The sequence below is a fragment of the Cryobacterium sp. PAMC25264 genome (assembly GCF_019443325.1).
Taxonomy (GTDB): domain Bacteria; phylum Actinomycetota; class Actinomycetes; order Actinomycetales; family Microbacteriaceae; genus Cryobacterium.
The window spans coordinates 3,022,364-3,043,806 of the sequence record NZ_CP080383.1; the positions used below are offsets into that span (position 1 = coordinate 3,022,364).

20 protein-coding genes, 1 pseudogene and 1 riboswitch are annotated in these 21,443 nt (G+C 69.3%); of the genes and pseudogenes, 15 read left to right on the forward strand and 6 right to left on the reverse strand.

Annotation, left to right across the window (positions count from 1 at the left end):
* Positions 1 to 15: 15 nt before the first annotated feature.
* Complete coding sequence (locus KY500_RS14025) at positions 16 to 480, reverse strand: hypothetical protein (RefSeq protein WP_219901062.1); 465 nt, start codon at positions 478 to 480, stop codon at positions 16 to 18.
* 178 nt (positions 481 to 658) lie between these two features.
* Here KY500_RS14025 and KY500_RS19440 point away from each other — a divergent pair, with 178 nt between their 5' ends.
* Positions 659 to 1,606 carry a ribokinase gene (locus tag KY500_RS19440; protein ID WP_255579360.1) on the forward strand — a complete coding sequence of 316 codons (948 nt, stop codon included), beginning with the start codon at positions 659 to 661 and terminating at the stop codon, positions 1,604 to 1,606.
* A 253-nt stretch (positions 1,607 to 1,859) separates the two neighbouring features.
* On the opposite strand, the pseudogene KY500_RS19445 reads toward KY500_RS19440, so the two are convergent.
* A pseudogene (locus KY500_RS19445) lies at positions 1,860 to 2,639 on the reverse strand (transposase); the annotation flags it as partial.
* Between the two features lie 65 nt (positions 2,640 to 2,704).
* A complete protein-coding gene (locus tag KY500_RS19450) occupies positions 2,705 to 2,917 on the reverse strand; it encodes a hypothetical protein (protein ID WP_255579138.1) in 213 nt (70 codons plus the stop codon).
* Positions 2,918 to 3,317: 400 nt separating this feature from the next.
* On the opposite strand from KY500_RS19450, the gene KY500_RS14040 reads away from it, so the two are divergent.
* Positions 3,318 to 4,874 (forward strand): IS1182 family transposase, encoded by a 1,557-nt coding sequence (locus KY500_RS14040; RefSeq protein ID WP_219900421.1) that lies wholly within the window; start codon positions 3,318 to 3,320, stop codon positions 4,872 to 4,874.
* A gap of 177 nt (positions 4,875 to 5,051) precedes the next feature.
* Here KY500_RS14040 and KY500_RS14045 read toward each other — a convergent pair whose 3' ends face one another.
* Positions 5,052 to 5,414 (reverse strand): sterol carrier family protein, encoded by a 363-nt coding sequence (locus tag KY500_RS14045; protein WP_219901064.1) that lies wholly within the window; start codon positions 5,412 to 5,414, stop codon positions 5,052 to 5,054.
* Positions 5,415 to 5,594: 180 nt separating this feature from the next.
* On the opposite strand from KY500_RS14045, the gene purD reads away from it, so the two are divergent.
* Entirely contained in the window at positions 5,595 to 6,863 is a 1,269-nt protein-coding gene (gene purD, locus KY500_RS14050; RefSeq protein ID WP_219901065.1) for a phosphoribosylamine--glycine ligase, read from the forward strand.
* 196 nt (positions 6,864 to 7,059) lie between these two features.
* A complete protein-coding gene (locus tag KY500_RS14055; RefSeq protein WP_255579946.1) occupies positions 7,060 to 7,950 on the forward strand; it encodes a phosphoribosylaminoimidazolesuccinocarboxamide synthase in 891 nt (296 codons plus the stop codon).
* Between the two features lie 123 nt (positions 7,951 to 8,073).
* Here KY500_RS14055 and KY500_RS14060 read toward each other — a convergent pair whose 3' ends face one another.
* A complete protein-coding gene (locus tag KY500_RS14060) occupies positions 8,074 to 8,775 on the reverse strand; it encodes a TetR/AcrR family transcriptional regulator (protein WP_219901067.1) in 702 nt (233 codons plus the stop codon).
* 185 nt (positions 8,776 to 8,960) lie between these two features.
* Here KY500_RS14060 and kynA point away from each other — a divergent pair, with 185 nt between their 5' ends.
* The 10 genes from kynA (at position 8,961) to KY500_RS14110 (ending at position 18,185) form a co-directional block, all read left to right on the forward strand.
* Positions 8,961 to 9,815, forward strand: coding sequence for a tryptophan 2,3-dioxygenase (gene kynA, locus KY500_RS14065; protein WP_219901068.1), 855 nt, complete (start codon positions 8,961 to 8,963; stop codon positions 9,813 to 9,815).
* Entirely contained in the window at positions 9,812 to 10,786 is a 975-nt protein-coding gene (locus KY500_RS14070; protein ID WP_219901069.1) for an amidohydrolase family protein, read from the forward strand. The genes kynA and KY500_RS14070 overlap by 4 nt, the downstream gene beginning before the upstream one ends.
* Before the next feature lie 157 nt (positions 10,787 to 10,943).
* Complete coding sequence (locus tag KY500_RS14075; RefSeq protein ID WP_255579361.1) at positions 10,944 to 12,110, forward strand: kynureninase; 1,167 nt, start codon at positions 10,944 to 10,946, stop codon at positions 12,108 to 12,110.
* A gap of 39 nt (positions 12,111 to 12,149) precedes the next feature.
* Positions 12,150 to 12,419 (forward strand): phosphoribosylformylglycinamidine synthase subunit PurS, encoded by a 270-nt coding sequence (gene purS / locus KY500_RS14080; RefSeq protein WP_219901070.1) that lies wholly within the window; start codon positions 12,150 to 12,152, stop codon positions 12,417 to 12,419.
* Positions 12,419 to 13,117 carry a phosphoribosylformylglycinamidine synthase subunit PurQ gene (gene purQ, locus KY500_RS14085; RefSeq protein ID WP_219901071.1) on the forward strand — a complete coding sequence of 233 codons (699 nt, stop codon included), beginning with the start codon at positions 12,419 to 12,421 and terminating at the stop codon, positions 13,115 to 13,117. The genes purS and purQ overlap by 1 nt, the downstream gene beginning before the upstream one ends.
* A 181-nt stretch (positions 13,118 to 13,298) precedes the next feature.
* Positions 13,299 to 13,769 (forward strand): DUF3817 domain-containing protein, encoded by a 471-nt coding sequence (locus KY500_RS14090; RefSeq protein ID WP_219901072.1) that lies wholly within the window; start codon positions 13,299 to 13,301, stop codon positions 13,767 to 13,769.
* 86 nt (positions 13,770 to 13,855) lie between these two features.
* A riboswitch (TPP riboswitch) is annotated at positions 13,856 to 13,965 on the forward strand.
* Between the two features lie 33 nt (positions 13,966 to 13,998).
* Entirely contained in the window at positions 13,999 to 14,643 is a 645-nt protein-coding gene (locus tag KY500_RS14095; RefSeq protein WP_219901073.1) for a Ykof family thiamine-binding protein, read from the forward strand.
* Between the two features lie 185 nt (positions 14,644 to 14,828).
* Positions 14,829 to 15,476 (forward strand): ECF transporter S component, encoded by a 648-nt coding sequence (locus tag KY500_RS14100; RefSeq protein ID WP_219901074.1) that lies wholly within the window; start codon positions 14,829 to 14,831, stop codon positions 15,474 to 15,476.
* Positions 15,469 to 17,385, forward strand: a complete 1,917-nt coding sequence (locus KY500_RS14105) for an ABC transporter ATP-binding protein (protein WP_219901075.1) — start codon at positions 15,469 to 15,471, stop codon at positions 17,383 to 17,385. Before KY500_RS14100 ends, KY500_RS14105 begins: the two co-directional genes overlap by 8 nt.
* Positions 17,382 to 18,185, forward strand: coding sequence for an energy-coupling factor transporter transmembrane protein EcfT (locus KY500_RS14110; protein ID WP_219901076.1), 804 nt, complete (start codon positions 17,382 to 17,384; stop codon positions 18,183 to 18,185). The genes KY500_RS14105 and KY500_RS14110 overlap by 4 nt, the downstream gene beginning before the upstream one ends.
* Before the next feature lie 55 nt (positions 18,186 to 18,240).
* Here KY500_RS14110 and KY500_RS14115 read toward each other — a convergent pair whose 3' ends face one another.
* A complete protein-coding gene (locus KY500_RS14115) occupies positions 18,241 to 18,885 on the reverse strand; it encodes a TMEM175 family protein (protein ID WP_219901077.1) in 645 nt (214 codons plus the stop codon).
* A gap of 175 nt (positions 18,886 to 19,060) precedes the next feature.
* Between KY500_RS14115 and purL the strand changes: the two genes are divergently transcribed.
* A complete protein-coding gene (gene purL / locus KY500_RS14120; protein WP_219901078.1) occupies positions 19,061 to 21,367 on the forward strand; it encodes a phosphoribosylformylglycinamidine synthase subunit PurL in 2,307 nt (768 codons plus the stop codon).
* The last annotated feature ends 76 nt before the right edge of the window (positions 21,368 to 21,443 follow it).

Below are 21,443 nucleotides of genomic sequence, written 5' to 3' on the forward strand. Positions count from 1 at the left end.
GCCGCAGCCCCTTTACTAGGAATTCTCGTTGGAAGGTTGGGGGTCGGATCCAGGATCCGCTTTCTCGAAGGCGTGTGTTAAGTTCGCGTCAAGTCTATCCGCGACGACGGTGGTCACCGAGCGTCCCACAAACCTCTCGAGCACGATCGCGACCAGGCAGCTGAGCGCCACCCCGACCGCGACGCCGGCGAGCAGCAGGAAACCGAACACCTGCGCCGGGTCGAATTCGGCGTTCTGCGGGAAGATCACCGTGAGCAGCAACGCCAGGACGGCACCGGCGACGGCGCCGACGATCATGAAGCTGATGTAGCGGGGCGACCGGCGCACCACGAGGGTCTCCTCCGAGACGACGGTCTCGGTAGGTTCGACGGGCACCGGGGTTGCGGCGGGGCCGGCCGGGACGCTGGGCGTCTCCGCGGCTGGCGAAACATTGCCGGCCTGTAGCGACTCGGCGTCACCGTGCTGATCTGCAGAGCTCACGGTTCTATTGTCGCACGACGGCGGCGGATGCGGCCCGGCCCGCCAGGTGCGCTCGGTGCGAACCGCGGGGTCGGCGCCGTTTCGCTGGAGGCGGGCCTCCCGCGCTGCGGCGCGCGACCCACGAAGTGCGCAACCGTCGCCTTGGGCGGTGCGGCGCCGCATCCGCCAGACTGGGCGGGTGAACGATGTGAGCAAGACCACCCGGATCGCCGTGCTCGGCAGCGCCAATATGGACCTCGTTGTGCGGCAACCGCGGCTGCCCCAGCCGGGGGAGACAATCTTCGGCAGCGGGTACGACACGGTGCCCGGCGGCAAGGGACTCAACCAGGCCGTCGCCGCGGCCAGGCAGGGCGGAACCGTTGACTTTCTCGGGGCGGTGGGCGCGGACACCTATGGGCGCGAACTGCGCGACCTCGTCGCAGCGGAGGGAATCGGTGCGGCGGGCCTGGCCGAGGCCGGGGAGCCCACGGGCACCGCGCACATCGCCGTCGTCGACTCCGGCGAGAACTCGATCGTCGTGGTCTCCGGCGCCAACGCCACCGTGACGGCGCTCACCGCCGACCAGGAGGAGATCATCCGGCAGTCCGCGTTCCTGGTCATGCAGTGCGAGCTGCCCGTCGGCGCGCTCGCGGCGGGCATCGCGGTGGCCCGGGCCCACGGCGTCTTCACGGTGCTCACCCCGGCACCGGTGGTGCCGCTGCCCGCGAGGTTTCTGGCCTCTGTCGACCTGGTGGTGCCCAACCAGATCGAGGCCGCCGAGCTCACCGGCGAGAGCGACCCGGTGCGGGCCGCCGAGCTGCTCAGCGCCGACAAGACCTGGGCGATCGTGACTCTCGGCGTCGAGGGCTGCGTTGTCGCCTATGACGGGACCGCGGTGGGCCTGGCGCCCGCCCGCCCGGTCCGGGCCGTTGATACCACTGCGGCCGGCGACACCTTCGTGGGAGCACTGGTGGCCCGGCTCACCGCTTTCTGGCTGCCGAACCAGCAGTCTGCCTCCGACATTTCCGAAGAGCGGATGGTCGACGCCGTGCGGTGGGCCACCGTCGCATCGTCGATCTCGGTGACCCGGCACGGCGCCACGAGCTCAATGCCCACGCTGGCCGAGGTCGCCGCGATCCTCGGCTGAGGCCCGGCCATCCGCCGTTGAGGCACTGCCCGATCGCAACTGTTGCCAATCGCGCGATGTCAAGCTGTGTGGAGTCACTTGGGTTAGATATTGACGGTTTCTTTGGGATGTTGATTCCGACGGTGCCGGCGGGTGCGGGTGTTGTCGGCCGGGCGCGGAATCGTTCTGGGTGCTGCCGGTGGTAGCGCTGCAGGGCGCGGTCACGGATGCGGTGAACGTGTCGCCAGGTGCCGTCGTGGACCTGCTGGGGTGAGAACAACGCGATGCCGGAGTGTCTGTGGTTCGTGTTGTACCAGGGCACGTAGTCCGCAAGGTGGTCACGTGCGGCTTGGAGGGTTTCGAAGGTGCCGGGGTAGTTGGGCCGGTATTTCATGGTGCGGAACTCGGACTCGGAGAACGGGTTGTCGTTCGAGACGTAGGGCCGGTTGTGTGTCTTGGCGACTTTGTGCGTTACGAGGAGATTGGCGAGTTTGTTCGAGCGCATCGCGGAGCCGTTGTCGGCGTGGACGAACTCGGGGCTGCCATGGTGCTGGAACGCGGTCTTGAACATGTCCACCGCGAAGTCGTCGTTCTCGCGGTCTTCGACGCGGGAGCCCATGATTTTGCGGGAGTAGATGTCGATGATCGAGTACGCCTTGAACGCTTTGCCCCGCCACGGGCAGCGCAGGTCGGTGATGTCCCACGACCACACCTGGTTCGGCCCGGTCGCGATCAGCACGGGCGTGTCCCGGGGCGTTCGCGATCCGCGCCTGGTGGGAACGAGTGGGCGGGCGCTCTGGTCCTCGATATCGGCAGCGATGCGCCACCACGACCGGCGCCCGGCGAGCATCACGCCGTCGTCCCAAGTCGACGCGAACGTGTGATCAACCGAATGCCCGGCCTTCCAGCCCGTGGTGATCTTCGCGGCGATCGTCGCCCGATCGGTTGAGGGGATGCGAGACAGATAGGCGCGGTCCTGCTGCAGCACCGGCTCAGGCACCCGGGCGCGAGGCCTGAGCCGGTACTGCCACGTCGAACGGCCGACGCCAGCCATCGCCAACGCGCGGCGTTGCGAGCCCGTCGTGCGTGTCAGCTCGGCCACGAGCTCGTTCTCCTGGGTCAGGAATTGGGCCGATCGGGCGTCGTCGGGGTATCTGCGGGCTCTTCCTCGCTCAGCGAGTGCAAGAGCCCGATAGCTTTTCCCAACGCGTTGTTGCTGCCCTCCAACTCACGCACCCGCGCGATCAACTCAGCAACTTCAGCCTCGTGCCTGGCCTGCTCAGCCGCACGCGTCTTCTCCAGCGCACTGCGCTTACCCGGTGGAATAGTCATGGAACTACCCTCTCGCGGAATCAACCCACGATCGAGATCGCCCGCGTACACCGTGTCCCGCCACCGAGCCAACACATTTCGTGACAAGCCCTGCTCCTCCAGCCACGGACGTTTCCGCCCATACGCCAACCCGTCGTACTCATGAACAAACGCGCGGATCTCCACCGCGGTAAACCCTGGAGATATAGACATTTCCTTTGCCTCCTACTGATCGTGAACTGACTCACAACCAGATTGACGCAGAGGGAATGAGGACAATTGCACCCGGCATGCCGGGTGCAATTGTCCGCACGAGGAACAGAAGCGGGAAACGGCCGCGAGGGCTAGGAGACTGCTGATTTATCGGGGCGTTTAAGGCGCGCCTTTGTTGGTTTCGGCGGAGGTGTTTAAGACTTGATTCATGCAGGGTCGTGATGATGGTCAGCGTCAGTTGTTGGATGTCGGTGTGTTCGCTGGGCACATGTTGCCGGCGGGGTCGGTGTTCGCTTTTCTCGCTGAGCACCGGCACGAGTTGTTCCCGGATGACGCGTTCGCGGACCTGTTTCCGTCGGGTCGTGGCCGGCCCTCGACGCCCGCGGACGTGATCGCATCGGTGATGGTGCTGCAGACCCTGCACTCGTTATCGGACCGGGAAACCGCGGAAGCCGTCACGTTTGATCTGCGGTGGAAAGCGGCCTGCGGGTTCGGGTTGACGGAAACATCGTTCCACCCGACGGTGTTGACGTATTGGCGACGCCGCCTCGCGGCAAGCACCCGCCCGCACCGAATTTTCGACGCCGTCGCCGAGGTTATTGCCGGTTCTGGGGCGTTGTCGGGTCGGAAGCGGCGGGCGTTGGACTCCACGATTTTGGATGACGCGGTCGCCCGCCAGGACACGGTGACGCAGTTGGTCGCGCAGATCCGCCGGGTCGGTCGGGAGATCCCCGGCGCCGACATGATCGTGGCCGGCCTGCCCGGCCATGACTACGAGAAGCCCGGCAAGCCCGACATCGCCTGGGACGACAAGGCGGCCAGGGACGAACTCGTTTCCCGCCTCGTGACCGACGCCCTGGCGTTGCTTGCGGCAATCGACACGACGTCATTGACCGACTCGCAGCAGGAGACGGTCGCGTTGCTCGCCCTCGTCGCGGGCCAGGACGTCGAGCCGGCTGAGGGGTCCGATGGCTCGGATGGGCGGTGGCGGATCGCGCGGAAGGTCGCGCCGGACCGGGTGATCTCGACCGTTGACCCGGACGCCCGCCACGCGCACAAGAGCCGGGAGAAGAAGCAAGACGGTTTCAAAGCCCACATCGCGATCGAGCCCGATACGGGTCTGGTGACCGCGGCCGTGTTGACGAAAGCGTCCGGGCCCAAGAACAGTGACGCGGCCCGCGGCGCGGCCCTGGTGGCCGCTGACACGAGCATCGGCTCGGACACGGTCGAGGTCCTCGGTGATTCTGCCTACGGCAGCGGGGACCTCCTCGCCGAGGTCACCGCGGCCGGGCATGTTCCGATCATCAAACCGATGCCGTTGAGTCGGGCGGTTCCGGGCGGATTCACAATCGATGACTTCAGCATCGACGAAGCTAAGCGCACGGTGACGTGTCCTGCGGGGAACACCCGACCGATCACCGTGAAACGTAATGTCACATTTGGCGCCGTTTGCGCGAGCTGCCCGCTCCGAGCCCAGTGCACGAGCGCCGTCGACGGTCGCAAAATGGTTTTGCATCCGCAGCAGCAGATCCAACGCGAGCACCGCGCACGCGCGCTGGACCCTGACTTTCAAGCCGTCTACCGGCAGCACCGGCCGATGGTTGAACGCTCGATCGCATGGATGACTCGCGGCGCGAGACGAGTCCCTTACCGCGGCGTCGTGAAGAACCACGCCTGGTGGAACAACCGCGCCGCCGCGATCAACCTGAAACGACTCCTGAGCCTTGGCCTCACCAGCCAGAACGGGGTTTGGGCACTTGGCTGAAGACCCCAGGCAGGGCAGACACCCCAGCCCTCACACCGACCCCGACGACCACCTTCTACTGGCCAGACTCGCGACACCGAATCGATCCCGCAAGCAGCCCAAACACGACCACACCCGACTCAAAAAACGGGCCCCCGACTCGCCGGGCCCACCGCAGCCATCTAAATCAGCAGTCTCCTAGGGGAAGAGGGGGAGCTCGGCGGCGAGGTCGGCGCGCGCTCCGGAGGCGTGGATACGTCCGGAGGCGATGCCGTCGACCCAGACCAGGGCGCCGCTGGCCAGCGCCAGCCAGGTGGCGACATCCGTTTCGACCACATTGGGCGGGGTGCCGCGCGTGTGCCGGGGGCCGGCGATGCACTGGGTGGCGCCGAACGGCGGCACCCGCACCTCCACGGTGTTGCCCTCGGCCTGTTCGGCGAGCAGCTGCAGGGTGTACCGCACGGCGAGCGCCTTGGTGTCGCGGCTCGCGCCGGCCTCGTCGGCCAGGTAGGCCTTCACGGCCGTTCTGCCTAGTCCGTCATCGATTCGCGCGCGTGCCATGCACCCAGTCTGCCTCCTCACGGGCCTGGCTGTGACTCCCCGGGTCGTGGGTGGATGCGCGCGAGGGCGACCGACCGTGACGCCAGGAGTCGGCGGCGGGTGGGCGCGGGAGGGCCAAGCCGTGACGCCAGGAGTCAGCGGTGGATGCGCGCGGGTGTGCGGGCCGGGTAGCCTGATCCGGTGAGAATACTGGTCCTCGGTTCCGGCGCCCGCGAGCACGCCATCGTCACTGCCCTCCTGCGGGAGGAGCCGCGGCCCTACGTGATCGCCGCGCCCGGCAATGCCGGCATCGCCGCGGACGTGCCCGTGGTCGAGCTCGACCCCACCGACTCCGACGTGGTGACCAACTTCGCCCAGGAGCACAACATCGACCTCGTGGTGGTGGGCCCCGAGGCTCCCCTGGTGGCCGGCGTCGCCGATGCCCTGCGCACCCGCGGAATCCCGGTCTTCGGCCCGGGCCAGGCCGCCGCTGCGCTCGAGGGCAGCAAGACCTTCGCCAAGCGCATCATGGACGACGCCGGCGTGCCCACCGGCCGCGCCGTGCGGGCCGGCAACCTCGCCGAGGCGCAGGGCGCCTTGGACGAGTACGGCGCCCCCTACGTGGTGAAGGCCGATGGCTTGGCCGCCGGCAAGGGCGTGCTCGTCACCACCGACCGTGACGACGCCCTCGCCCACGCCGTGCGCTGGCTGCAGCACGGCGCCGTCCTGATCGAGGAATTCCTCGCCGGCCAGGAGGTCTCGTTGTTCCTCCTCAGCGACGGCCACACCGTGCTGCCGCTCTCCCCCGCCCAGGACTACAAGCGTCTCGCCGACAACGACGAGGGCCCCAACACCGGCGGCATGGGCGCCTACTCGCCGCTTCCCTGGCTCGACGCCCGGTTCGGCAGCGAAACCGCCTTCGTGGACGAGGTCATCGAGACCATCGCCCTGCCCACCGTGCGCCAGCTGGCCGGCGAAGACACCCCGTTCATCGGGCTGCTCTACTGCGGTTTGATTCTCACGGATGCCGGCATCCGCGTGATCGAATTCAACGCACGGTTCGGCGACCCCGAGACGCAGGTCGTGCTGCCGCGTCTGGTCACACCGCTCTCGGGGCTGCTGCTGGCCGCCTCGACCGGCGAACTGGCCGGGCTGCCCCGGCCGGAGTTCTCCGCCGACGCCGCCGTGACCGTGGTGATCGCCAGCGAGAACTACCCGGAGACCCCGGTGACCGGCCGCCCCCTCACCGGACTCGCCGACGCGGCCCGGGTGCCCGGGGTGACCATCGCGCACGCCGCGACCGAGCTCTCGGGCCGGGACCTGATCGCCACCGGCGGCCGCGTGCTCAGCGTCGTCGCGGTGGGGAGCGACTTCACCGAGGCCCGCGCCCGCGCCTACGAGGCCGTGTCACTGATCGGCCTCGAGGGCTCCCAGCTCCGCGGCGACATCGCCGCCAAGGTCGCCAACTAGCCCGCCTGCCCCTCGCGAACTGTGAGTAAAGCCCCACTTTTCGCGCTCGGGAGGTGCTTAGCTCACAGTTCGCGGACGTGGTCTCGCGGGGATGCGAGAGAATGAGGGCGTGACTTTCGACGACAAGAACCTCGCCTCCGCTCCGGGCTCGACCGCCGGCGCCACTTCTGGCTCCACAGAGTTCGCCCCGGAGACGCTGCAGCTTGACGGCTGGCGGCACGTGTACTCGGGCAAGGTGCGCGACCTCTACGTTCCCGCGGACGCCACCGATTTGGCGACCGCCGACCGGGTGCTCGTCGTGGCCAGCGACCGGGTGAGCGCGTTCGACCACGTCCTCGAACCCGGCATCCCGGGCAAGGGCGAGCTGCTCACCACGCTCAGCCTGTGGTGGTTCGACCAGCTCGACGGCGTGCCCAATCACCTCGTGCCCGACCACCGAGTGGATGCGTCGAGCCTGATCCCCGCCGCCGTGGCCGGCCGGGCGATGCTCTGCAAGACCCTGGACATGTACCCGATCGAGTGCGTCGTGCGCGGCTACCTCACCGGTTCGGGCTGGCTCGAGTACGTGGCCAGCCGCACCGTCTGCGGCATCCCGCTGCCGGACGGGTTGCAGAACGGCGACCGGCTGCCCGAACCGATCTACACCCCGGCCTGGAAGGCCCCGATGGGCGAGCACGACGAGAACATCTCGTTCGAGCGCACCGTGGAGCTCGTGGGAGCCGACGTGGCCACCGCCCTGCGCGACGCATCGCTCGAGATCTTTCGCCGCGCATCAGCGATCGCGGAAGCAGCCGGCGTGATCCTGGCCGACACCAAGTTCGAGTTCGGCGCCGACCGCGCCACCGGGGTGCTCACTCTGGGTGACGAAGTGCTCACGAGCGACTCCAGCCGGTACTGGGACGCCGCCCAGTGGCTTGCCGGCGTCACCCCGGCCGAGCGGATGGCCAGCTTCGACAAGCAGATCGTGCGCGACTGGCTCTCCGCCCACTGGGACCAGACCGGAACCCCGCCCGTGCTGCCCGCCGAGATCGTGGAGCAGACCGCGGCCCGGTACCGCGAGCTGTTCGGGTTATTGGCCGCAGGGTAGCCGCAGCCGCAGCCGCAGCCGCAAAAAAGGAGATAGTCCTGAAAAAAGGACCGTTTCAGCTCTTGCGTCCTTTTTTGCGCACTTTGTCCTTTTTCCGGTGGCGACCGTGCTTGCGTAAGCGGGTCAGTGGGCCGCGCGGGAACCGCGGGCGGCGCGCGTGGCACGCCGGGTGAGTCCGTGCACGGTGGCCTGGAACTCCTTGACACTCAGGGGACGCCCGGGCAGCTTGGGCCGGGGCTTCTCCGGCATGCGCAGACCGTCGAGCACGAGGGAGAGCTGCCGGCGCCACTGGCCGGTGTAACCACCGCCGAGGGTGCCGAGGGATCCGATCATGGTGACCAGCACGGCCAGGTCCATCGAGTCGACGTCGGGGCGCAGGTCGCCGTCCTTCTTCGCCTGCGCCACCAGCGACGCGATGAAACCCTCGAACTCCACCGACGGCCGGGCCGTGGGATCGATGGTGGCCATCCGCTTGAGGATGGGCGGCAGCGACGGGTCGGCGACAAGCCATTCGGCGAGGCGCTCGGTGTAGAGCACCACCCCGGCCCACGCCGTGGCGGCCGCGGCGATCTCCTCGCGCACGGCGAACAGCTCGGCCAGAGCGATGTCGTAAAGCGCCCGCACCAGGTCGTCGCGGGTGGGGAAATTGCGGTACAGGGTGGCCACGCCCACGTCGGCGCGGCGGGCGATTTCCTCGAGTGAGGCGTCGACCCCATCTTCGGCGATGAGTCTGCGCGCCTCGTCAATGAGGCGTTCGCGGTTCTGCCTGGCGTCACGGCGCCGCGGCTGGGACGCGTCCTGCGGGGGCCGGGCAGAGGTAGTCATGGGCTTGATTCTAGATCCCCTTCCTCCGAGGCCTCGGAGGGACCCCTCCTCGCCGGTCAGGGCGGGCGGATGCCTCGCCACACCCTGGCGTGTCGGCCGCACACCTCGTGTTGCACCCTGCCGTGCCGAACAGACACAATTCAGGGACAGCCGCGGCGCGACGAGCTCCCGGCAGGAAGGACACTGTGTCAGTCGAGAACAACACCCGCGACTTCGAGGCGGAGATCGTCACCGATTTCCGGGAGCGGATGAGCTACGGCGGCTACCTCGACCTCGACACCCTGCTCGCGGCACAGAAGCCCGTGAGCACCCCGGAGCACCACGACGAGCTGCTCTTCATCATCCAGCACCAGACCACCGAGCTCTGGCTCAAGCTCGTGCTGCACGAGCTGCGCGCGGCCGCGGAGAATCTGCGCAACGACAGGCTACCGCCGGCGCTGAAGGGCATCGCCCGGGTCAAGCACATCCAGCGCACGCTCACCGAACAGTGGTCGGTGCTCGCGACGCTGACGCCCACCGAGTACGCCCAGTTCCGGGACTTCCTCGGCAGCTCCTCGGGCTTCCAGTCCTACCAGTACCGTGCGGTGGAGTTCGTGCTCGGCAACAAGCATCCGCGCATGCTCGAGCTGTTCGCCGCCGATGCCGCGGCCCACGCCCTGCTCACCGAGGTGTACGAGGCGCCGAGCATCTACGACGAGTTCCTGCGCTACCTGCACCGCCAGGGCTTCGACGTGCCGGCCACAGTACTCGACCGCGACGTCACCGAAGCCTGGGTGCTGCACCCCGAACTGGTGCATACCTTCCGTGGAATATACGAGAACCACACCGACAACTGGAACGTGTACGAGGCCTGCGAGGAACTCGTCGACCTCGAGGACAACTTCCAACTCTGGCGCTTCCGACACCTCAAGACCGTGCAGCGCATCATCGGCATGAAGCCCGGCACCGGCGGATCAAGCGGAGCCTCATTCCTGCAGAAGGCGCTCGAACTCACCTTCTTCCCCGAGCTGTTCGCCGTGCGCACCGAGGCGGGCCCGTGACGGTGCAGCTGCCCGGGTTCCTCGACGCCCACGTTCATCTGGCGTTGATCGACCCGGCCGGGCTGGCCGCCGGCGGCATCTCCCGGGTGCTCGACCTCGGCGGCTGGACGCCCGGCTCGGCCGGCGACGCCGGCCGCGCTGCCGACGCCGGGCCCGAGGCGCGCTTTGCCGGGCAGTTCCTCGGCGCCCCCGGCGGATACCCGAGCAGGCAGGCCTGGGCGCCCACGGGCAGCTCCTGCCCGGTCGTCGGCCCGGCCGACGCCGCCGCGGCCGTGGCCCGGCAGGCCGCCGCCGGCGCATCCGTGATCAAGGTCACCCTCAACTCCGCCGCCGGGCCGGTGCTCACCGCCGACACCCTCGCGGCGATCGTGGCCGCCGCGCACGAACGGATGCTGCCCGTCGCCGCCCACACCGAGGGCGCCGGCCAGGCATCCGCCGCGTTCGACGCCGGCGTCGACCTCCTCGCGCACACGCCGTTCAGCGAGGCCCTGCCGGAGAAGCTGCTCACCGCCATGGCCGGCCGGATGACCTGGATCAGCACCCTGGACATCCACGGCTGGGGCGACCCGACCAGTGCGTTCGAGGTGGCGAGCGACAACCTGGCCCGGTTCCACGCCGCGGGCGGCCGGGTGCTCTACGGCACCGACCTGGGCAACGGCCCGCTGCCGGTGGGGCTGAACCGGCGCGAGATCGAAGCGCTGCTGGCCTGCGGCCTCACACCCGACGAAGTGCTCGCCGCGCTCACGGCCGACTTCCCGAGCCGCACCCCGGCTCACCGCGCCGCCGGCCCGGACGCAACCGGGCACCGGGTTACCGTTATACCCGGCGGCCGCCCCACCGACCCGCACGAGCTAGCCGGATTCATCGACTGGCTGCTCGGCGCTCGCTCAGTGGCCGCTGGTTCAGTTCCCGCTCGCTCAGTGTCCACCCGCTCACTCGCCCGGCCCGACCTCGAGGACCACCACTCATGACCCAGCACGACAGCAGCGTGACCGAGGGCCTCGACGCCCATCTCGCCTTCGCCCGCCGGATGGACCGCATCGACGGCCTCGGACACTACCGCCGCCGGTTCGTGGGGCTCGACGACAGAGCGGCCGGCGTGGCCGGCGCATCCGCCCGGCGAACCCGGTGGCCTACCTCGACGGCAATTCCCTCGGCCGCCCCACCATCGCCAGCGTTGAGCGCATCACCGAGTTCCTCGGCAACGCCTGGGGAACCCGGCTGATTCGCGGCTGGGACGACGAATGGATGGAGCTGCCGCTCACCATCGGCGACGCCCTCGGCCGGGCTGCGCTCGGCGCCGCCCCCGGCCAGGTGTACATCGGCGACTCCACCACCGTCACCCTGTACAAGCTCGCCCGCGCGGCCGTGGACTCGTTGCCGGCCCGCAGCGAGATCGTGCTCGACACCGACAACTTCCCCACCGACCGCTACGTGCTGGCCGGCATCGCAGCCGAACGCGGCCTCACCCTGCGCTGGATCGAGTCGAGCACCACCGGCGGCGTCACCGTAGACCAGGTGCGCGCCGTCGTGGGCCCGCAGACCGCGCTCGTGGTGCTCAGCCACGTGGCCTATCGCTCCGGGTTCCTCGCCGACGTGCCCGCGATCACCGCCGCCGTGCACGAGGCCGGCGCGCTCGTGCTCTGGGACCTCTGCCACTCGGCCGGCTCCGTGCCGGTGAACCTCGACCTCGACGGCGTCGACCTGGCCGTCGGCTGCAGTTACAAGTACCTCAACGGCGGTCCAGGCGCCCCCGCGTACGGCTATGTGCGCGCCGAGCTGCAGCCCGATCTGTCCCAGCCGATCCAGGGGTGGATGGGCGCCGCCGACGTCTTCGCGATGGGGCCGGAGTACGTGCCGGCCACGGGCATCCGCCGCTTCATGAGCGGCACCCCGGCGATCGTGGGGATGCTCGCCATGCAGGACACCATCGCCATGATCGACGAGGTGGGCATCGATGCGGTGCGGGCCAAGTCGGTGGCGCTGACCGAGTTCGCGCTCGAGCTGGTGGATGCCTGGCTGGTGCCGCTCGGCGTCACCGTGGCCTCCCCCCGCGAACACACCCATCGCGGCGGCCACATCACCGTGGACCACCCGGCCATGCGCCAGGTCACCCGGATCCTCTGGGAGCACGACGTGATCCCCGACTTCCGCGCGCCGGAGGGCCTCCGCATCGGGCTGTCTCCGCTGAGCACGAGCTTCGTGGAGACCTACGAGGGCGTCGCGGCCGTGCGCGACGTGCTGCGCGGCATCCTGCTCGGCCAGGCCGGACTCGCCCCGGCTGCGGGCCTGTAGAATCGACGCATCCGCCCCCGACGTCTTACGGAGTGAGCCATGCCAACCATCGTCGTAGAAGTTATGCCCAAGGCAGAACTGCTCGATCCCCAGGGCAAGGCCGTCGCCGGCGCCCTCCGCCGCCTGGGCAAGACCGAGTTCACCGGCGTGCGCGTCGGCAAGCGATTCGAGCTCACCGTCGAGGGCCCCGCGGACGCCGCGCTCCTCGCCGAAGTGCAGGAGCTCGCCGACACCGTGCTCTCCAACTCCGTGATCGAGGATGTCACCGGCATCTTCGTGCTCGAAGCTGCCGCCGGGGAAACGCACTGATGCGCATCGGCGTCGTCACCTTCCCGGGGTCGCTCGACGACCGCGACGCCCAGCGCGCCATCCGCCTGGCCGGCGCCGACCCCGTTGCCCTCTGGCACGGCGAGCACGACCTGCACGGCGTAGACGCCATCGTGCTGCCCGGCGGCTTCAGCTACGGCGACTACCTGCGCTGCGGCGCCATCGCGAGCCTCTCGCCGATCATGGCCGAGGTCATCGACGCCGCCAACAAGGGGATGCCCGTGCTCGGCATCTGCAACGGCTTCCAAATGCTCACCGAGGCGCACCTGCTTCCGGGTGGGCTGATTCGCAACGAGGCCGGCGCGTTCATCTGCCGCGACCAGCGCCTGCGCATCGAGAACAACTCGACGGACTGGACGAACGGTTTCACCGACAAGCAGGAGATCACCATCCCGCTGAAGAACGGTGAGGGCGGCTTCATCGCCTCGACCGACACTCTGGCCCGCCTCGAGGGTGAGAATCGTGTCATCGCCCGCTACCTCGACGTGAATCCGAACGGTTCGCTCAACGACATCGCCGGTGTCACCAATGCCCGCGGCAATGTCGTGGGCCTGATGCCGCACCCCGAGCACGCCGTGGAGCCCGGCTTCGGCCCCGACACCGCTGTGGCCATGCGCAGCGGCGTCGACGGTCTCGCGTTCTTCACCTCGGTGATCGAGCGGGCGCTGGTCAACGCGTAGCAGGGTGCACGTTGGAAGGACTTCGGTCCCAAAATAGGACGATCCAAGCCATCGCATCCTTTTTTGACCACTTTGTCCTTTTTTGAGGGCGAGCGGGTTCCATCCTTCGACGGATGCTCCGCCCAGGCGGGCCTGACAGGCTGGAAGTTGACCTGCCCGCCGACCACGCCCAGGAGTTGCCGTGTCACCCCGTCTGCTGTACCGCATCCTCTCGATCGCCGAGGCGATCACCTGGACGATCCTGATCACCGCGATGCTGCTCAAGTACGTGTTCGCGCCGGGCGAGTTCGGCGACGGTGCCGTGCGGGTGGGCGGGTTTGTGCACGGGCTGGTGTTCCTGGCATACGGGATCACCGCGGTGCTCGTGGGCGTCAACCAGCACTGGCGACCCCGGCTGATGCTCCTCGCCGTGTCCACGGCCGTGGTGCCCTACGCCACGATCCCCTTCGACCGCTGGCTCGAGCGCCGCAACCTGCTGGGCGGCGGCTGGCGCCGGGAGGCCACGGACGACCCCCGCGACCACACCGTGGTGAGCCGGCTGCTCCGAGTCGGGCTCGCCCGGCCGGTGCTGCTGGCGTCCGTTCTGGTGGTCGGCCTGGTCGCCGTGTTCACGACACTGCTCGTGATGGGCCCGCCCGGCGGCGGCGCCTGACCTCGCCGCACTGGGTCACCGCTACCGCGTCCGTCGCTCAGCGGGGGCCCGCGCTGGACGCGCGAGCGTCGCGACCGTGTATGGTCGGTGCTGTACACGGGAGTCCGGTAAGCCGGGCTGAGAGGAAGCTTCCTAAGCTTCGACCGTTGAACCTGATCTGGATCATGCCAGCGCAGGGAGAACGCACTCAACACCATCCCGTGCCCTGTTCACCGACAGAAGGCGCGACATGCCACATCCCACCCCCACCCTGCCCGACCCGGCGCCGGCGGCTTTCACGCCGCTCGAATTCGGCGTGGGTGCCCGCATCACGCTCGCCGTGATGAGCGACCGCTACGCCGAGATCATCCTGGACGCCCTCCGGAGCACCGACACCGCCGGCCTCACCGTGGACACCGGTGTCGTGAGCACCTTCGTCGGCGGCGCCGAGGCCGACATCCTGCGCTACCTCACCGGCCTCATCGGCGCGGCCGCGCGGAGCGGCCACCATGTGACCGCCACCGTGCACTTCTCCCGCGGATGCCCCGGCGAGGTCGTCTGCGCCCTGCCCGGCGGCGCCGGGCCGCTGCGAAGCGAGATCCCCGCGGTGACTCCCGTGGGCATTGCCGCCGCGGGCGAGTGGGCGCTGTACCCGCTCGATGACGGCGGCCGCCCCGGAGTGCAGCCCGACCACATGCGCGACATCTATGCGGCGATCGACTTCGCCAAGGCGAACGGCAGCTTCGTCGCCTCCGAGCACTTCGTAACGCGCCTGCAGGGCGACCTTGCCACCGTGCTGCAGACGGCCGCGGCCGGCTGGATCCTCGTGGGGCAGAGCGTGCAGCACGTCACCAGTCACCTCACGCTGTCGATCAACAGCCCCTCCGCGCGCTGACCAGGCCCCCGCCGGGCGCCGTCTGACCTGGCGGCAGAGCACCCCGCGGACCTCACCCCTCGGCTCGGCACGTCGGGCTCCGCCTACCTGTTCGGCCACCGTGGCCGTTCCCGCACGCCTCCGTGTGCATTCCCCGGCCAGTTCCTGGCCGCCCTCGCTTTCCCTCTTTCATGAAGGACACCACCATGTCTGCTGCACCCACCACCACCACCACCACCACCCCCGCCGCCGCATCCACCCGCCCTATTCACCGCTTCACTCTCAAGGACCTCGTGCTGATCGTCGTGCTCGGGGTGGTCTTCGGCTTCCTGTACTGGGCACTCGTGCAGGCGTGGACCGGGCTGTCGATCCTGCTCGGACCGGCCGGCGACCTCGCACAGCACGTACTGCTGGGCGGTTGGCTGCTCGTGGCGCCCATCGCCGTGGCCATCGTGCGCACCCGGTTCGCCGGGGTGATCGCCGAGGTGATCGCCTCCGTCATCGAGGTCGTGTTCCTCGGTTCGGCCGTCGGGCCGATGCTCTTCGTCGCCGCCGCGATCCAGGGTGCCGGCAGCGAGCTGCCCTTCGCGCTGCGCCGGTATTCGTCGTTCGGCTGGGGCAGTTACGCGCTGTCCGGGCTGTTCGGTTCGGGATTCGTGTTCATCTTCTCCGCCTTCCGCTCCGGTTGGTTCGGCCAGGACCTGTTCTTCCTCCGGTTGGGCATCCAACTGGCCTCCGGCGTCATCCTGGGCGGTTTGCTCGCCAAGGTGATTGTGGACGCGCTGGCCAAGACGGGGGTGGTCGACAACTACGCCATCGGCCGCGCGCTGAATGCCGAGGCGGCGCGTGTCTGACACTGAGATGCCCACCGCCGCTGCGCCTGCCGTCGCCTTCCAGGATGTCACCGTCACGTTTCCCCGTCACGGCCGCGCCGTGCTGCACGGCGCTACCTTCACCATCAACGCCGGGGAGCGCGTGGTGCTGTTCGGTCCGTCCGGGGCCGGCAAGTCCACCCTGCTGGCCACGATCGCCGCAGTGGTGCCGCACTCGGTGATCGCCCGGGTCACCGGGTCGGTCACCGTGGCGGGCCTGGACACCCTGGCCACCGAGGTGGTGGAGCTCTCCCGGCACCTCGGTGTGCTGCCGCAGGACCCGGACTCGGCCGTGTGCTTGCCGGGGGTGGAACATGAGCTCGCCTTCGTTCTGGAGAACCGCGCCGTGGCACCGCCGGAGATCTCCGCGCGGATCGACTCCGCCCTCGCCGTCGTGGGCGCGGGCGCCTTGCGCGGCCGGCAGACCGGCTCACTGTCGGGAGGAGAGAGCCAGCGCGTGGCGCTCGCGGCAGCGCTGATTGGCCGGCCGGACATTCTGGTGCTCGATGAGCCGACGTCGATGCTGGATGCCGACGGACTGCGGCAGGTTCGCGAGGCGATCGACGCCGCAGCCCGGCCCGGCACCGTCGCGGTGCTGCTGGTAGAACACCGACTGGACGAGTACGCGGGCAGCCGGGGCGTCGCCGGGCTGCCGGAGCGGTGCATCGTGCTCGGCTCCGACGGCAGGATCACGCACGACGGTCCAACCGCATCCGTGCTGCCGACGGCGGCGGTCGATCTGCACCGGGCCGGCTGCTGGCTGCCCGGCGACATCGAACTACAGGCGGCACTCGGCCTTTCCGGCGGACTCGCCGCGCCGGAGGTCCAACGGGCGCTGCTGGCGCTGGCGGGCGAGGGGTGCGGTGCGCCCGAGGTTTTCGGCCCCGTCGTGTTGGCTGGCCACGACCTCGCGGTGAGCCGGGATGCAGCCCCGCGAACGCTGCGGCGCCGGCCGTGGCCGTTCCGACGGGCCGCGCAGCGCTCGGGCGGCGGGCGAGCCGAGGTCGTCGGGCGCGCCGAGGTGCGGCGGGTGCTCGTGCGCGGCGTCAACGTCGAGCTGCGCGCGGGCGAGATCGTGGCCGTGCTCGGCCGCAACGGCGCCGGCAAGTCGTCGCTGCTGCTCACCCTCGCGGGCCTGCTGGCTCCGGCTGGCGGCACCGTGACCGGTGCTCGGCCTGGCCTGGTTTTCCAGAATCCGGAGCACCAGTTTCTCGGCAGCACGGTGCGGGAGGAGATCGCCGTGGGACTGCCGGCCGGTTGCGAGCGGGTGGACCGGGTGCTCACCGCTTATGGTCTCGGCCCGCTGGCCGACCGGAACCCCTACCGGCTCTCCGGCGGCCAGAAACGCACGGTCAGCCTCGCCGCGATGCTCGTGCACGAGCGCCCCAGCCTGCTCGCCGACGAGCCGACGCTCGGCCTCGACCGGCGGTCGACCATCGCCACGATCGCGGCATTCCGGCGCGCGGCTCGGGACGGGCGCGGCATCCTGGTCTGTAGCCACGACCTGCGCACCGTCGCGATCCTCGCCGACCGGGTGCTCGTTGTGGCGGATGGCCGGATCGTCGCGGACGGTTCGGTCGTCGAAGTGCTGCGCCAGGGTGACCTGCTCGCGCGGGCGGGGATCACCGTGCCGCCGCTGCTTCGCTGGCTCGTCGCCCGGCTGGACTCCGGCGCCCAGGTGCGACGGGTTCTCGACGCCCTCGATGCGACGGTCGGCGTGCGCGCGAGCGGCGGAGATGGAAGTGGGAGCGAGGACACCGCGGGATCAGCTGATGAGACCGAGGAATCTCCGAGCATCACCGGTGCGACGGGCCCCGCCACGGGCGACACGGGTATCGGAGACGTGCCCGGCATCACCGGTATGGCCGTGGCGAGGGAGCGTGCCCGGTGACAACGTCGAGCGCCCTCGGCGCGGTGGCTCCGTCGCCTCTGGCCCGGCGAAACCCCACAGTGAAGCTGGCGATCCTCTTCATCGTCTCGCTGGCACTGCTCTTCGTGTTCGACCCGGTCACCCCCGGCCTGCTCTACCTACTCGGCCTCGCGGCGGTGCTCGGCTTCGCCCGGATCCCGCTCCGCACCCTTACCCTGGCCCACCTGCCGTTCGTCGGGTTCGCCCTGGGCATCCTCGTCGTCAACGCCCTGAGCCGCCCCGGCGAGGTGCTGCTCGATCTGCCGCCCATCCGCGTCACGGTGGAGGGGCTGGTGGTGGGCTCGGCGCTGGCGCTCCGCACGATGGCCATCGGCATCCTGTCGATAGGCTTCATCGGCACAACCGACCCGGTCGCGTTGATGACCAGCCTGCACCAGCATGCCCGGCTCAGCGCCCGGGTGACCTTCGCGGTGCTGGCCGGCTACCGGATGCTGCAGCAGCTGCCTCGGGAATGGCAGGTCATCCGCCAGGCACAGTCAGTGCGGGCGCCCGTCCGGGAGAACGGAGCCGCCCGGTTCGGCATCCACGAATTCGGGCGCGCCGCGTTCACCCTTCTCGTGGTGTCCCTGCGGCGCGGCGAACGGATGTCCCAGTCACTGGAGTCGCGCGGGCTCGGCCTGGGCGCACGCACGGTGTGGCGGCCCGTGCCGCTCGGCGCGGCAGATTGGCTGCTGCTCGCCGGCACTCTGGGTGCTCTGGCGCTCGCGATCGCCGGGGTCGGAACCCTGGGATTGGGTCTCGGCCCGGGCGTGCTGTTCTGAGTCGAGTGTCTTGCTGGCGGAGGCGTCGCGCGCGCGGTCGCCTGCAGGGACGATCTCAGCTGTGGGTAGCTGCCGGCTCCGGCAACCAACGAGCTGCCACCACGCTCAGCGGCGCGGCGATGATCCAGGTGTACATGGCGGCATCCGGTGCCCCGAGCAGGGCCACGGGAATCGATGCGGCGAAGACCACCACCGTGACGAGCATGGCGCGCAACACGTAGAGGAACATCGACCGGTCGACGGTGGGATCGAGCAGCCCCGATGCCCGGGCCGATGCCCAGACCAGGCATTGGGCCCCGCTGATGGCGGCCACCGTGCCCGCGTAGAGCACCACCGCCGGAGTCTCGCCGCCGTACTCGCTGAGCACCGAGGTGGGAAATGGCAGGAACGCCACTAACAAGAGGAGCAGGAGGTTCAGCTGCACGAGCCGGCGGTCGTAGCCGGCAATCAGGCGGAACTTACGATGATGCGCGGCCCAGTTGACCGCTATCACCGCGAAGCTCAGCGCATACGCCAAGTACTCCGGCGCGAGGGCCGCCAGAGCAGGACCAAGGTCGGCCGACGACGTCTCGGGCAACCGGATGTCGAGCACGAGCAGCGTCATGGCTATGGCGAAAACTGCATCGCTGAAGAACTCGAGGCGCTCGGTGTTGCGCCCGGTGTCGAGGAGCCGCCGGTACCGCGCCCGCGCAGATTCCATGACGCAAACCTACTCTCCCGCCTCGTCGGGCTCCACGATCGCGCCGATCCTCGGAGGCACGAGGGGCGTCGCAAGAAGCCCGTCCTGGTGTCTCGCCCCCGCCGCCGCCGCGGGGCGGGGGCGCCGGGTAGACTTGCGGCGTCAAGCATCCGCTATCTCTGGGAGAACGCCACTCGTGACCGCTGTTTCCAACACATCCTCCCGCGGCGTCGCTGACACCGTGACCAATGCGATCAACACTCCCGAGAAGGAGCAGCCGTACGCTGCCCTCGGGTTGACGCCCGGCGAGTACGCCGAGATTCGCACCATCCTGGGCCGCCGCCCCACGAGCGGTGAGCTCGCCATGTACTCGGTGATGTGGAGCGAGCACTGCTCCTACAAGAGCTCGAAGAAGTACCTGCGCCAGTTCGGCGACAAGGTCTCCCCCGCCATGAAGAAGAACCTGATGGTGGGCATGGGCGAGAACGCCGGCGTGCTCGACGTGGGTGAGGGCTGGGCCGTCACCTTCAAGATCGAGTCGCACAACCACCCCTCCTACATCGAGCCGTTCCAGGGCGCTGCCACCGGCGTCGGCGGCATCGTGCGCGACATCATCTCGATGGGCGCCCGCCCGGTGGCCGTGATGGATGCCCTCCGTTTCGGTGACATCAACGACCCTGACACCGCCCGCGTCGTGCACGGTGTGGTCTCCGGCATCTCGTTCTACGGCAACTGCCTGGGCCTGCCCAACATCGGCGGCGAGACCTGGTTCGACTCCGTCTACCAGGGCAACCCGCTGGTCAACGCGCTCTCCGTTGGCGTGCTCCGCCACGAGGACCTGCACCTGGCCAACGCCTCGGGCGCCGGCAACAAGGTGGTGCTCTTCGGAGCCCGCACCGGCGGCGACGGCATCGGCGGCGCATCCATTCTGGCCTCGGACACCTTCTCTGAGGGCGGCCCGACCAAGCGCCCCGCCGTGCAGGTGGGCGACCCGTTCGCCGAGAAGGTGCTCATCGAGTGCTGCCTCGAGCTGTACCGCGAGAAGCTCGTCGAGGGTATTCAGGACCTGGGCGCCGCGGGCATCTCCTGCGCCACCAGCGAGCTGGCCTCAAACGGCGACGGCGGCATGTACATCCAGCTGGAGAAGGTGCTGCTGCGCGACCCCTCGTTGACCGCCGAAGAGATCCTGATGAGCGAGAGCCAGGAACGTATGATGGCCGTCGTCACGCCGGAGAAGCTCGCCGGATTCCTCGCGGTGGTTCAGAAGTGGGACGTGGAGACCAGCGTGCTCGGCGAGGTCACCGACTCCGGCCGCCTGATCATCGACTTCCACGGCGAAGAGATCGTGAACGTCGACCCGCGCACCGTCGCCGTCGACGGCCCGGTCTACGACCGCCCGGTGGCCTACCCCACCTGGATCGATGCCCTGCAGGCCGACAGCGCGTCGGCGCTGCCCCGGGCGACGGATGCCGCCACCCTGCAGGAGCAGTTCCTCGCGCTGCTCGGCTCGCCCAACCTGGCCGACCCGAGCTGGATCACCGACCAGTACGACCGCTACGTGATGGGCAACACCGCCCTCTCCTTTCCGGACGACGCCGGCATGATCCGAATCGACGAGGAGTCGGGCCTCGGCTTCGTCATCTCCACCGACGCCAACGGCCGCTACTGCCAGCTCGACCCCTACCGCGGCGCCCAGCTGGCCCTCGCCGAGGCGTACCGCAACGTGGCCGTCACCGGCGCCGTGCCGGTGGGCATCAGCGACTGCCTCAACTTCGGCTCGCCGGAGAACCCCGAGGTCATGTGGCAGTTCTCCCAGGCCGTGACGGGTCTGGCGGATGGCTGCCTCGAGCTGGAGATCCCGGTCACCGGCGGCAACGTGTCGTTCTACAACCAGACCGGCGACCAGCCGATCCACCCCACCCCCGTGGTGGCCGTGCTCGGCGTGATCGACGACGTCGCCCGCCGCGTGCCGAGCGGCTGGCAGGACGACGGACACAACATCTACCTGCTCGGCATCACCCGCGAAGAGCTCGACGGCTCCGCGTGGAGCGCCGTGGTGCACGACCACCTCGGTGGCGTGCCGCCCATGGTGGACCTCGGCCGCGAGGCAGACCTCGCCGGTCTGCTGCACGCCGCCTCGATCGAGGCTCTCATCGACAGCGCGCACGACCTCTCCACGGGCGGCCTCGCGCAGGCCCTCGCCGAGGCCGTGCTCCGGTTCGGTGTGGGCGCCCGGGTCTGGCTCGGCGACATCCTCGAGCGCGACGGCATCGACGCATCCGTGGCCCTGTTCTCGGAGTCGACCGGCCGCGTGCTGGTGAGCGTGCCCCGCGAAGACGACGTCAAGTTCCTCGGTCTCTGCGAAGGCCGCGACTACCCGGTGCTGCGCATCGGCGTGACGGATGCGACCGCCCCGGTCCTGGAGATCCAGGACTACTTCACGGTGCCGCTGACCGAACTGCAGTCCCGTCACCGCAGCACGCTGCCCAACGCGTTCGCGTAGGCAGCTGCCGCATCACCGCTGAGTTGCCGCGAAATGCCCTTTCCCGTTCCGGGAGGGGGCATTTTTCGGCTACTCG

Coding starts and splice junctions, on each gene's coding strand:
- KY500_RS19450 (WP_255579138.1), bottom strand. CDS start 2,917: ATGACTATTCCACCGGGTAAGCGCAGTGCGCTGGAGAAGACGCGTGCG.
- KY500_RS14040 (WP_219900421.1), top strand. CDS start 3,318: ATGCAGGGTCGTGATGATGGTCAGCGTCAGTTGTTGGATGTCGGTGTG.
- KY500_RS14045 (WP_219901064.1), bottom strand. CDS start 5,414: ATGGCACGCGCGCGAATCGATGACGGACTAGGCAGAACGGCCGTGAAG.
- KY500_RS14060 (WP_219901067.1), bottom strand. CDS start 8,775: ATGACTACCTCTGCCCGGCCCCCGCAGGACGCGTCCCAGCCGCGGCGC.
- purS (WP_219901070.1), top strand. CDS start 12,150: ATGCCAACCATCGTCGTAGAAGTTATGCCCAAGGCAGAACTGCTCGAT.
- purQ (WP_219901071.1), top strand. CDS start 12,419: ATGCGCATCGGCGTCGTCACCTTCCCGGGGTCGCTCGACGACCGCGAC.
- KY500_RS14095 (WP_219901073.1), top strand. CDS start 13,999: ATGCCACATCCCACCCCCACCCTGCCCGACCCGGCGCCGGCGGCTTTC.
- KY500_RS14100 (WP_219901074.1), top strand. CDS start 14,829: ATGTCTGCTGCACCCACCACCACCACCACCACCACCCCCGCCGCCGCA.
- KY500_RS14115 (WP_219901077.1), bottom strand. CDS start 18,885: ATGGAATCTGCGCGGGCGCGGTACCGGCGGCTCCTCGACACCGGGCGC.